This is a genomic window from Streptomyces sclerotialus (assembly GCF_040907265.1).
In the GTDB taxonomy this organism is placed as follows: domain Bacteria; phylum Actinomycetota; class Actinomycetes; order Streptomycetales; family Streptomycetaceae; genus Streptomyces; species Streptomyces sclerotialus.
In genome coordinates this window covers 1,715,855-1,727,475 of record NZ_JBFOHP010000002.1, presented here as the reverse complement: position 1 = coordinate 1,727,475, position 11,621 = coordinate 1,715,855, and the positions used below count along the sequence as shown (strand labels likewise).

Genomic DNA, 11,621 nt, shown 5'->3' with positions numbered 1-11,621 from the left:
TCCCGTGAGGCGGAGAAGGAGGTCCGTTTCGTATGGACGTAAACCCTGCGACTCCGGCGCGCCCCGTTCTGGAAGGCCCGGACATCGCGCGGATGCTGACCCGCATCGCCCACGAGATCGTGGAGCGCGCCAAGGGCGCCGAGGATGTGGTCCTGCTCGGCATTCCCACCCGTGGCGTCTTCCTCGCCCGCCGGCTCGCCGCCAAGCTCGAAGAGATCACCGGCCGCGCGGTCCCCGTCGGCTCGCTCGACATCACGATGTACCGCGACGACCTGCGTCTGGGCCCCGCCCGTACGCTCGCGCGTACCGACATCCCCGGTGACGGCATCGAGGGCCGCGTGGTCCTCCTCGTCGACGACGTGCTCTTCTCGGGCCGCACGATCCGCGCGGCCCTGGACGCCCTGAACGACATCGGCCGGCCGCGTGCCGTGCAGCTCGCCGTCCTGGTCGACCGTGGCCACCGCGAGCTGCCGATCCGCGCCGACTACGTCGGCAAGAACCTCCCCACGTCGCTGCGGGAGACGGTCAAGGTCCAGCTCGCCGAGGAGGACGGCCGGGACGCCGTGCTGCTCGGTGTGAAGCAGGACAAGCAGGCTCAGGCCGCACAGACCGCCGAGCGCTGAGCCCTCCCGTACGCCCCGGTGTGCCCGGGCGCGTACCCATGCCCGCTCGACGGACATTCCCGCATACCTGCCTCACTCACGGAGAAACCGGATGAAGCGTCACCTCATCTCGGCCGCCGATCTCTCACGCGACGACGCCGTCCTGATCCTCGACACCGCCGAGGAGATGGCCCGGGTCGCCGACCGGCCGATCAAGAAGCTGCCCACCCTGCGCGGGCGCACCGTCGTCAACCTCTTCTTCGAGGACTCCACCCGCACCCGCATCTCCTTCGAGGCGGCCGCCAAGCGCCTCTCCGCGGACGTCATCAACTTCTCCGCCAAGGGCTCGTCCGTCTCCAAGGGCGAGTCGCTGAAGGACACCGCGCTGACCCTGGAGGCGATGGGCGCCGACGCCGTCGTCATACGGCACCACGACTCCGGCGCGCCGCACCGCCTGGCCACCTCCGGCTGGATCGGCGGCTCGGTGATCAACGCCGGTGACGGCACCCACGAGCACCCCACCCAGGCCCTGCTGGACGCCTTCACGATGCGCCGCCGGCTGGCGGGCGGCGAGGGCGACCTGAACGGCCGCCGCATCACCATCGTCGGCGACATCCTGCACAGCCGCGTCGCCCGCTCCAACGTCCACCTGCTGACGACGCTGGGCGCCGAGGTCACGCTCGTCGCGCCGCCCACCCTCGTCCCGGTCGGCGTCGAGACCTGGCCGTGCGAGGTCTCCTACGACCTGGACGCCGTGGTCGCCAAGTCCGACGCGGTCATGATGCTGCGCGTCCAGCGCGAGCGGATGAACGCCGCGTTCTTCCCGACCGAGCGCGAGTACGCCCGCCGGTACGGCCTGGACGGCGACCGGATGGCCCGGATGCCCGAGCACGCCGTCGTGATGCACCCCGGCCCGATGAACCGCGGCATGGAGATCACCGCCGAGGTCGCCGACTCGCCGCGCTGCACCGCCGTGGAGCAGGTCACCAACGGCGTCAGCATCCGCATGGCGGTCATGTACCTGCTGCTGGGCGGCAACGAGCCCGCCCTCTCCACCCCCACCACCAGCACGACCGGCACCACTCGCACCGAGGAGAGCAAGTAACCATGGGCAAGATCCTTATCCGCGGCGCGAAGGTCCTCGGCGGCGAGCCGCAGGACGTGCTGATCGACGGCGAGACCATCGCCGAGGTGGGGAACGGGCTCAGCGCCGAGGGCGCCGAGGTCATCGAGGCCGACGGCAAGATCCTGCTGCCGGGCCTGGTCGACCTCCACACCCACCTGCGCGAGCCGGGCCGCGAGGACTCCGAGACGGTCCTGACCGGTACGAAGGCCGCGGCGGTCGGCGGCTTCACCGCCGTGCACGCCATGGCCAACACCTTCCCGGTCGCCGACACCGCCGGCGTCGTCGAGCAGGTATGGCGGCTCGGCAAGGAGTCCGGCTACTGCGACGTGCAGCCCATCGGCGCCGTCACGGTCGGCCTGGAGGGCAAGAAGCTCGCCGAGCTGGGCGCCATGCACGACTCCGCCGCCAACGTCCGGGTCTTCTCCGACGACGGCAAGTGCGTCGACGACGCGGTGATCATGCGCCGTGCCCTGGAGTACGTGAAGGCCTTCGACGGCGTCGTCGCCCAGCACGCCCAGGAGCCGCGCCTCACCGAGGGCGCCCAGATGAACGAGGGCGTCGTCTCCGCCGAGCTGGGGCTGGGCGGCTGGCCGGCCGTCGCCGAGGAGTCGATCATCGCCCGCGACGTCCTCCTCGCCGAGCACGTCGGCTCCCGTGTGCACATCTGCCACCTCTCCACCGCCGGCTCCGTCGAGATCGTCCGCTGGGCCAAGTCCCGCGGCATCGACGTGACCGCCGAGGTCACCCCGCACCACCTCCTCCTCACCGACGAGCTGGTGCGCACGTACAACCCGGTCTACAAGGTCAACCCGCCGCTGCGCACCGAGCGCGACGTCATGGCGCTGCGCGAGGCGCTGGCGGACGGCACGATCGACATCGTCGCCACCGACCACGCCCCGCACCCGCACGAGGACAAGGACTGCGAGTGGGGCGCGGCGGCCATGGGCATGGTCGGCCTGGAGACCGCCCTGTCCGTGATCCAGCACACGATGGTCGACACCGGCCTGCTGGACTGGGCGCAGGTCGCCGACCGGATGTCGGTCCGCCCCGCGGCCATCGGCCGCCTCGCGGGCCACGGCCGTCCCGTCTCGGCAGGCGAGCCCGCCAACCTCACCCTGGTCGATTCCGCTTACCGTGGAGCTGTGGACCCCGCAGGGTTCGCCTCCCGCAGCCGGAACACCCCGTACGAGGGCCGCGAGCTGCCGGGCCGCGTCACGCACACCTTCCTGCGGGGCCGGGCAACGGTCGTGGACGGGAAGCTGGCGTGACACCTCATCTGACCTTGATCTCTCTGGCCGCCGCGAAGGAGTCGGCAGAGGTCACCAACTGGCCCGCGCGGATCGGCTGGGTCGTCGGCCTGCTGCTCTTCGTGGTGCTCCTGTACTGGCTGATGCGCGAGGGCTGGAAGTGGCGCGGCACGCTCCAGGGCGACCTGCCCGAGCTTCCGCAGGCCCCCGAGGAGCCCGGTGAGCCGCGGCTCACGATGAGCGGCCGGTACCACGGCTCCACCACCGCCGGACAGTGGCTCGACCGGATCGTGGCCCGCGGGCTCGGCACCCGCAGCCGAGCTGAGCTGTCGCTCAGTTCCGCGGGGCTGAACGTGCTGCGCCCCGGCGCGGCCGACTTCTTCGTCCCGGCCGATCGGCTGCGCGGTGCCCGGCTCGACAAGGCCATCGCGGGCAAGGTTCTGCCGGAAGGCGGCCTGCTCGTCATCACCTGGGCGCACGGCGACAAGCTGCTCGACTCAGGGTTCCGCTCGGACCAGGCGGCCGAGCACCCCGCCTGGGTGGCAGCGATCAACTCCATGAACCAGTTCATCACTACGACGGAAGGCGCCGAACGATGACGACCTCCACCAGGGGAACCGCGAAGGTTCCCGCCGTACTCGTCCTGGAGGACGGCCGCAGCTTCCGCGGCCGTGCTTACGGGGCCGTGGGGGAGACCTTCGGCGAGGCGGTGTTCTCCACCGGCATGACCGGCTACCAGGAGACCCTGACCGACCCCTCCTACCACCGCCAGGTGGTCGTCATGACCGCCCCGCACATCGGCAACACCGGCGTCAACGACGAGGACCCCGAGTCCAGGAAGATCTGGGTCTCCGGCTACGTCGTCCGCGACCCCGCCCGGACGCCCTCCAACTGGCGCTCCGTCCGCACCCTGGACGACGAGCTGGCCGCCCAGGGCGTCGTCGGTATCTCCGGCGTCGACACCCGCGCGCTCACCCGCCACCTGCGCGAGCGCGGCGCCATGCGCGTCGGCATCTTCTCCGGCGAGGCGCTGCCCGACGAGGGCACGCTGCTGGAGAAGGTCCGCCAGGCCCCCGAGATGAAGGGCGCGAACCTCTCCGCCGAGGTCGCCACTCAGGAGGCGTACGTCGTCCCGGCGATCGGCACGAAGAAGTTCACCGTCGCCGCGATCGACCTGGGCATCAAGGGCATGACCCCGCACCGCATGGCCGAGCGCGGCATCGAGGTGCACGTCCTGCCCGCGACCGCCACGATCGAGGACGTCTACGCGGTCGATCCGGACGGCGTGTTCTTCTCGAACGGCCCCGGCGACCCCGCCACCGCCGACCACCCGGTCGCCCTCATGCAGGGCGTCCTGGAGCGGAAGACCCCGCTCTTCGGCATCTGCTTCGGCAACCAGATCCTGGGCCGCGCGCTCGGCTTCGGCACCTTCAAGCTGAAGTACGGCCACCGCGGCATCAACCAGCCGGTCCAGGACCGCGTCACCGGCAAGGTCGAGGTCACCGCGCACAACCACGGCTTCGCCGTGGACGCCCCGCTCGACAAGGTCTCCGACACCCCCTACGGCCGCGCCGAGGTCTCCCACGTCTGCCTGAACGACAACGTGGTGGAGGGCCTCCAGCTGCTCGACCAGCCGGCCTTCAGCGTCCAGTACCACCCCGAAGCGGCCGCCGGTCCCCACGACGCCGCGTACCTGTTCGACCGCTTCGTTAGCCTGATGGAGGGCCAGCGTGCCTAAGCGCACCGATATCCAGTCCGTCCTGGTCATCGGCTCCGGCCCGATCGTCATCGGCCAGGCCGCCGAGTTCGACTACTCCGGTACCCAGGCCTGCCGGGTCCTGAAGTCCGAGGGTCTCCGCGTCATCCTCGTGAACTCCAACCCGGCGACGATCATGACCGACCCGGAGATCGCCGACGCGACGTACGTCGAGCCGATCACCCCCGAGTTCGTCGAGAAGATCATCGCCAAGGAGCGCCCCGACGCGCTGCTGCCCACCCTCGGCGGCCAGACCGCGCTGAACACCGCGATCTCGCTGCACGAGGCCGGCACCCTCGACAAGTACGGCGTCGAGCTGATCGGCGCCAACGTGGCGGCGATCCACAAGGGCGAGGACCGCGACCTGTTCAAGGAGGTCGTGGAGGAGGTCCGCAAGAAGATCGGCCACGGCGAGTCCGCGCGCTCCTACATCTGCCACTCCATGGACGACGTCATGAAGGGCGTCGAGGAGCTGGGCGGCTACCCCGTCGTCGTCCGCCCCTCCTTCACCATGGGCGGCGCCGGTTCCGGTTTCGCGCACAACGAGGAGGAGCTGCGCCGCATGGCCAGCACCGGCCTCACGCTCTCCCCGACCACCGAGGTGCTCCTGGAGGAGTCCATCCTCGGCTGGAAGGAGTACGAGCTGGAGCTGATGCGCGACAAGAACGACAACGTCGTGGTCGTCTGCTCCATCGAGAACTTCGACCCGATGGGCGTGCACACCGGTGACTCGATCACCGTCGCCCCGGCGATGACGCTCACCGACCGCGAGTACCAGGTGCTGCGCGACGTCGGCATCGCGATCATCCGCGAGGTCGGCGTGGACACCGGCGGCTGCAACATCCAGTTCGCGGTCAACCCCGTGGACGGCCGGGTCATCGTCATCGAGATGAACCCGCGCGTCTCCCGGTCCTCCGCGCTCGCCTCGAAGGCCACCGGCTTCCCGATCGCCAAGATCGCCGCCCGGCTCGCCGTCGGCTACACGCTGGACGAGATCCCCAACGACATCACCGAGAAGACCCCGGCGTCCTTCGAGCCCACGCTCGACTACGTCGTGGTCAAGGTGCCGCGCTTCGCGTTCGAGAAGTTCCCGGCCGCCGACGCCACGCTGACCACGACCATGAAGTCGGTCGGCGAGGCCATGGCCATCGGCCGGAACTTCACCGAGGCCATGCAGAAGGCGCTGCGCTCGACCGAGAAGAAGGGCAGCTCCTTCACCTTCACCGGCGACCCCGGTGACAAGGCCGAGCTGCTGGCCACGGCGCAGGTCCCGACCGACGGCCGGATCAACACCGTCATGCAGGCCATCCGCGCCGGGGCCACCCCGCAGGAGGTCTTCGACGCCACGAAGATCGACCCGTGGTTCGTCGACCAGCTCTTCCTGATCAAGGAGACCGCCGACGAGATCGCGGCCGCCGACAAGCTCGGCGCCGAGGTCCTCGCCGAGGCCAAGCGGCACGGCTTCTCCGACGCCCAGATCGCGGAGATCCGCGAGCTGCGCGAGGACGTCGTCCGCGAGGTCCGGCACGCGCTCGGCGTCCGCCCGGTCTACAAGACGGTCGACACCTGCGCCGCCGAGTTCGCCGCGAAGACGCCGTACTTCTACTCCTCCTACGACGAGGAGTCCGAGGTCGCGCCGCGCGAGAAGCCCGCGGTGATCATCCTGGGCTCCGGCCCGAACCGCATCGGCCAGGGCATCGAGTTCGACTACTCCTGCGTCCACGCCTCCTTCGCGCTCAGCGACGCGGGCTACGAGACCGTGATGGTCAACTGCAACCCGGAGACCGTCTCCACGGACTACGACACCTCCGACCGCCTGTACTTCGAGCCGCTGACCCTCGAAGACGTGCTGGAGATCGTGCACGCCGAGCAGGCGGCGGGCCCGGTCGCGGGCGTCGTCGTGCAGCTCGGCGGCCAGACCCCGCTGGGCCTCGCGCAGGCCCTGAAGGACAACGGCGTGCCGATCGTCGGCACCTCGCCCGAGGCCATCGACCTCGCCGAGGAGCGCGGCGCCTTCGGCCGGGTGCTGACCGAGGCCGGGCTGCCCGCCCCGAAGTACGGCACCGCCTTCTCGTACGACGACGCCAAGAAGATCGCCGCCGAGATCGGCTACCCGGTCATGGTGCGCCCGTCCTACGTGCTCGGCGGCCGCGGCATGGAGATCGTCTACGACGAGCCGTCGCTCGGCGAGTACCTGGAGCGGCACGCGGGCCTCATCGACCAGCACCCCGTGCTGATCGACCGCTTCCTCGACGACGCCATCGAGATCGACGTCGACGCGCTCTACGACGGCCAGGAGCTCTACCTCGGCGGCGTCATGGAGCACATCGAGGAGGCCGGCATCCACTCCGGCGACTCCGCCTGCGCGCTGCCCCCGATCACCCTCGGCGGCTTCGACATCAAGCGGCTGCGCGCCTCCACGGGGGCCATCGCCAAGGGCGTCGGCGTCCGCGGCCTGATCAACATCCAGTTCGCGATGGCCGGGGACATCCTGTACGTCCTGGAGGCCAACCCGCGTGCCTCCCGTACGGTGCCCTTCACCTCGAAGGCCACCGCGGTACCGCTCGCCAAGGCCGCCGCCCGCATCTCGCTGGGCGCGACCATCGCCGAGCTGCGCGCGGAGGGCATGCTCCCGAAGACCGGCGACGGCGGCACGCTCCCCATGGACGCGCCGATCTCCGTCAAGGAGGCCGTGATGCCCTGGTCGCGCTTCCGCGACATGCAGGGCCGCGGTGTGGACACCGTCCTCGGCCCGGAGATGCGCTCCACCGGCGAGGTCATGGGCATCGACTCGGTCTTCGGCACGGCGTACGCCAAGTCGCAGGCCGGCGCGTACGGCGCGCTGCCCACGAAGGGCCGCGCGTTCGTCTCCGTCGCCAACCGCGACAAGCGCGCGATGATCTTCCCGGCCCGCGAGCTGGTCCAGCACGGCTTCGAGCTGCTGGCCACCTCCGGCACCGCCGAGGTGCTGCGCCGCAACGGCATCAACGCCACGGTCGTGCGCAAGCAGTCCGAGGGCGAGGGCCCGAACGGCGAGAAGACCATCGTCCAGCTCATCCACGACGGCCAGGTCGACCTGATCGTCAACACCCCGTACGGCACGGGTGGCCGCCTCGACGGCTACGACATCCGTACGGCGGCGGTGGCCCGCTCCGTGCCCTGCCTGACCACGGTCCAGGCCCTCGCGGCCGCCGTCCAGGGCATCGAGGCGGTCTCCCGCGGCGAGGTGGGCGTGCGCTCCCTCCAGGAGCACGCGGAGCACCTGACCGCGGCCCGCGACTAAGCAGCCCGTCGATCGAGGGGGACACCGGCCACCCGGTGTCCCCCTCTTCATGAGGACACTCCTGTGTACAAGCTGTTCTTCAACCTGATCTTCAAGCGGATGGACCCGGAGCAGGCCCATCACCTGGCCTTCGGCTGGATCCGGCTGGCCGCGCGCATCCCGGTCCTGCGGACCTTCGTCGCCGCCGTCCTCGCGCCCCGCTACAAGGAGCTGCGCGTCGAGGCCCTCGGGCGCCGCATGCACGGCCCCTTCGGGCTCGCCGCCGGCTTCGACAAGAACGCCGTCGCGATCGACGGCATGACCATGCTCGGCTTCGACCACGTCGAGATCGGCACGGTCACCGCGCAGCCGCAGCCCGGCAACCCCAAGAAGCGCCTCTTCCGCCTCGTGAAGGACCGCGCGCTCATCAACCGCATGGGGTTCAACAACGAGGGCTCCGCGGCCGTGGCGGCCCGCCTGGCGGCCCGCAAGGCCGCCTTCCGGACGACGCTGGGCGTCAACATCGGCAAGACCAAGGTCGTGCCCGAGGACGAAGCGGTCGGCGACTACGTCACCTCCACCGAGCGGCTGGCCGGCCACGCCGACTACCTCGTGGTCAACGTCTCCTCGCCGAACACGCCCGGCCTGCGCAACCTCCAGGCCGTCGACCACCTGCGCCCGCTGCTCTCGGCCGTGCGTGAGGCCGCCGACCGCACGGTCACCGGGCGCCGCGTCCCCCTCCTGGTGAAGATCGCCCCCGACCTGGCCGACGAGGACGTCGACGCGGTCGCCGACCTCGCCGTCGAGCTGGGCCTGGACGGCATCATCGCCACCAACACCACCATCGCCCGGGACGGGCTGGGCCTGAAGTCCGACCCCGCGCTCGTCCAGGAGACGGGCGGGCTCTCCGGCCGTCCGGTCAAGGAGCGCTCCCTGGAGGTGCTGCGCCGCCTGTACGCCCGCGTCGGCGACCGCATCACCCTCATCGGCGTCGGCGGCATCGAGAACGCCGAGGACGCCTGGCAGCGCATCCTGGCCGGCGCCACCCTCGTGCAGGGCTACAGCGCCTTCATCTACGAGGGCCCCTTCTGGTGCCGCGCGATCCACAAGGGCCTGGCAGCACGCCTGCGCAACAGCCCGTACGCCACCCTCGCCGAGGCCGTCGGCGCCGAGCACAAGAAGGTGACCTCATGACCGCCCAGGACACTCAGGGCAGCGCTCCGGAGCCCTTCGGAGCGCGCCTGCGCCGCGCCATGGACGCGCGCGGGCCGCTCTGCGTCGGCATCGACCCGCACGCCTCCCTGCTGGCCGACTGGGGCCTGAACGATGACGTCGCGGGTCTGGCGCGGTTCACCCGTACCGTCGTCGAGGCGCTGGGCGAGACCGTCGCGGTCTTCAAGCCGCAGGCCGCGTTCTTCGAGCGCTTCGGCTCCAAGGGCATCGCCGTCCTGGAGACCGCCGTCGCCGAAGCCCGGGAGCGGGGCGCGCTGGTCCTCATGGACGCCAAGCGCGGTGACATCGGCTCCACGATGGCCGCGTACGCCGACACCTTCCTCAGCCCGGACAGCCCGCTCTTCTCCGACGCGCTCACCGTCAGCCCGTACCTGGGCTACGGCTCCCTGAAGCCCGCCGTGGAGCTGGCCAAGGAGAACGGCTGCGGCCTCTTCGTGCTGGCGCTGACCTCCAACCCCGAGGGCCGGGAGGTGCAGCACGCGGTACGGGCCGACGGCTCGACCGTCGGGGCCACCGTGCTCGCCCACCTCAAGGCCGAGAACGCCGGTGCCGAGCCCCTGGGCTCCTTCGGCGCGGTCGTGGGCGCGACGCTGGGCGACCTGTCCTCGTACGACCTCGCCGTGAACGGACCGCTGCTCGCTCCCGGCATCGGTGCCCAGGGCGCGACCCCTGCGGACCTCCCCAAGGTCTTCGGTGCCGCCGTGCGCAATGTGGTGCCGAGCGTCAGCCGGGGTGTTCTGCGTCACGGTCCGGACGCCACAGGTCTGCGCGATGCGGCGGCTCGGTTCGCCCAGGATGTGGCCGCAGCGGTCGGTTAATGGCAGGCACCGGCACTTTTGCCGGTCCATTGGTCCCGAAATGTCCTGGTCGGTAGAGGCTGACCAGGACTTTTCGTCTGTTCTCGCTGACTCTGGCGCCCTCGCCCGCTAGTCTCCGACGAGAGCACCGCGCACAAGCGCGTTGTTCGTTGCTCCGCAGGTGCGGGGCGACTAGGTTCCACACCGGTCCGTATCCGACAGTTCGACATCCGAGGTGACGTAGGCGTGGCTCTTCCGCCCCTTACCCCTGAACAGCGCGCAGCCGCGCTCGAGAAGGCCGCCGCGGCTCGCCGGGAGCGCGCCGAGGTCAAGAATCGGCTCAAGAATTCAGGCGCTTCCCTTCATGACGTCATCAAGCAGGGCCAGGAGAACGACGTCATCGGCAAGATGAAGGTCTCCGCACTGCTCGAGTCCCTGCCCGGCGTCGGCAAGGTCCGTGCCAAGCAGCTCATGGAGCGGCTGGGGATCTCCGAGAGCCGCCGCGTCCGCGGCCTCGGCTCCAACCAGATCGCGGCTCTTGAGCGTGAGTTCGGCAGCAAGCCTGCCTGAGTGTCCGGGCACCCCCGGGAAGCTGAAATAATCGCTGTATGAGTTCTGCAGTCTCCCGGGGGGCGACCCCGGCATCCCCGGACAGACAACCGCGGCTGACCGTGCTCTCCGGCCCCTCCGGGGTCGGCAAGAGCACGGTCGTCGCCCATATGCGCAAGGTCCACCCCGAGGTATGGCTCTCGGTCTCGGCCACCACCCGTAAGCCGCGTCCCGGCGAGCGCCACGGCGTCCAGTACTTCTTCGTCGAGGACGAGGAATTCGACAAGCTGATCGCCAACGGCGAGCTGCTGGAGTGGGCCGAATTCGCGGGCAACCGCTACGGGACGCCCCGCCAGGCGGTCCTGGACCACCTGGCGGCCGGTGAGCCCGTCCTGCTGGAGATCGACCTGCAGGGCGCCCGGCAGGTCCGTGAGTCCATGCCGGAGGCCCGGCTGACCTTCCTGGCCCCGCCGAGCTGGGAGGAGCTGGTCCGCCGGCTCACCGGCCGGGGCACGGAGTCGCCCGAGGTGATCGAGCGCCGGCTGACCGCGGCGCGCGTCGAGCTGGCGGCGGAGAAGGAGTTCGACGAGACGCTCGTCAACACCTCCGTCGAGGACGTCTCGCGCGAGCTGCTAGCCTTGATGCTGAATAACTCCGGAGAATGATCTTCGCGCTCTTCCCGATGTCGCGGCTCCTCCGGAAATTCCCTGATCACACCCTTCGGAAGGCAGAGAGTGTCCTCTTCCATCACCACGCCCGAGGGCATCATCAACCCGCCGATTGATGAGCTTCTCGAGGCCACCGACTCGAAGTACAGCCTCGTGATCTACGCCGCGAAGCGTGCGCGCCAGATCAACGCGTACTACTCGCAGCTCGGCGAGGGCCTGCTCGAGTACGTCGGCCCCCTGGTGGACACCCACGTCCACGAGAAGCCCCTCTCGATCGCGCTGCGCGAGATCAACGCGGGTCTGCTGACCTCCGAGGCCGTGGAGGGCCCGGCCCAGTAAGGCCGCGCGAGATGTACCGCACCGAGGGCCCGGCAGCCGTGC

11 protein-coding genes are annotated in these 11,621 nt (G+C 70.3%); all 11 read left to right on the top strand.

Annotation, left to right across the window (positions count from 1 at the left end):
- Positions 1-32 precede the first annotated feature (32 nt).
- The 11 genes from pyrR to rpoZ all read left to right on the top strand — a co-directional run bounded on the left by pyrR (position 33) and on the right by rpoZ (position 11,579).
- Positions 33-623 (top strand): bifunctional pyr operon transcriptional regulator/uracil phosphoribosyltransferase PyrR, encoded by a 591-nt coding sequence (gene pyrR / locus AAC944_RS07700; protein WP_030610429.1) that lies wholly within the window; start codon positions 33-35, stop codon positions 621-623.
- 91 nt (positions 624-714) lie between these two features.
- Positions 715-1,707: an aspartate carbamoyltransferase catalytic subunit gene (locus AAC944_RS07695; protein ID WP_030610431.1), complete on the top strand. Its 993-nt coding sequence runs from the start codon at positions 715-717 to the stop codon at positions 1,705-1,707.
- A 2-nt stretch (positions 1,708-1,709) separates the two neighbouring features.
- Entirely contained in the window at positions 1,710-2,996 is a 1,287-nt protein-coding gene (locus AAC944_RS07690) for a dihydroorotase (protein ID WP_030610433.1), read from the top strand.
- Positions 2,993-3,574 (top strand): PH-like domain-containing protein, encoded by a 582-nt coding sequence (locus AAC944_RS07685; protein ID WP_030610436.1) that lies wholly within the window; start codon positions 2,993-2,995, stop codon positions 3,572-3,574. The genes AAC944_RS07690 and AAC944_RS07685 overlap by 4 nt, the downstream gene beginning before the upstream one ends.
- Complete coding sequence (gene carA, locus AAC944_RS07680; RefSeq protein WP_030610438.1) at positions 3,571-4,713, top strand: glutamine-hydrolyzing carbamoyl-phosphate synthase small subunit; 1,143 nt, start codon at positions 3,571-3,573, stop codon at positions 4,711-4,713. Before AAC944_RS07685 ends, carA begins: the two co-directional genes overlap by 4 nt.
- On the top strand, positions 4,706-8,014 hold the full coding sequence (carB, locus tag AAC944_RS07675; RefSeq protein WP_030610441.1) for a carbamoyl-phosphate synthase large subunit: 3,309 nt from the start codon (positions 4,706-4,708) through the stop codon (positions 8,012-8,014). The genes carA and carB overlap by 8 nt, the downstream gene beginning before the upstream one ends.
- 63 nt (positions 8,015-8,077) lie before the next feature.
- Complete coding sequence (locus tag AAC944_RS07670) at positions 8,078-9,187, top strand: quinone-dependent dihydroorotate dehydrogenase (RefSeq protein ID WP_030610443.1); 1,110 nt, start codon at positions 8,078-8,080, stop codon at positions 9,185-9,187.
- Positions 9,184-10,044, top strand: coding sequence for an orotidine-5'-phosphate decarboxylase (gene pyrF / locus AAC944_RS07665; RefSeq protein ID WP_030610446.1), 861 nt, complete (start codon positions 9,184-9,186; stop codon positions 10,042-10,044). Before AAC944_RS07670 ends, pyrF begins: the two co-directional genes overlap by 4 nt.
- A 225-nt stretch (positions 10,045-10,269) precedes the next feature.
- The gene (locus AAC944_RS07660; protein WP_030610449.1) at positions 10,270-10,593 is read left to right on the top strand and encodes an integration host factor; all 324 of its coding nucleotides are present in this window, start codon (positions 10,270-10,272) and stop codon (positions 10,591-10,593) included.
- A gap of 38 nt (positions 10,594-10,631) precedes the next feature.
- The gene (gene gmk / locus AAC944_RS07655; RefSeq protein WP_037771605.1) at positions 10,632-11,237 is read left to right on the top strand and encodes a guanylate kinase; all 606 of its coding nucleotides are present in this window, start codon (positions 10,632-10,634) and stop codon (positions 11,235-11,237) included.
- A 69-nt stretch (positions 11,238-11,306) separates the two neighbouring features.
- Positions 11,307-11,579: a DNA-directed RNA polymerase subunit omega gene (rpoZ, locus tag AAC944_RS07650; RefSeq protein ID WP_030610454.1), complete on the top strand. Its 273-nt coding sequence runs from the start codon at positions 11,307-11,309 to the stop codon at positions 11,577-11,579.
- Positions 11,580-11,621: the final 42 nt, after the last annotated feature.

Excerpts from the sequence above, each read along its gene's own strand:
- AAC944_RS07695 (WP_030610431.1), top strand. The coding sequence starts at position 715 with ATGAAGCGTCACCTCATCTCGGCCGCCGATCTCTCACGCGACGACGCC.
- AAC944_RS07690 (WP_030610433.1), top strand. The coding sequence starts at position 1,710 with ATGGGCAAGATCCTTATCCGCGGCGCGAAGGTCCTCGGCGGCGAGCCG.
- pyrR (WP_030610429.1), top strand. The coding sequence starts at position 33 with ATGGACGTAAACCCTGCGACTCCGGCGCGCCCCGTTCTGGAAGGCCCG.
- carA (WP_030610438.1), top strand. The coding sequence starts at position 3,571 with ATGACGACCTCCACCAGGGGAACCGCGAAGGTTCCCGCCGTACTCGTC.
- pyrF (WP_030610446.1), top strand. The coding sequence starts at position 9,184 with ATGACCGCCCAGGACACTCAGGGCAGCGCTCCGGAGCCCTTCGGAGCG.
- gmk (WP_037771605.1), top strand. The coding sequence starts at position 10,632 with ATGAGTTCTGCAGTCTCCCGGGGGGCGACCCCGGCATCCCCGGACAGA.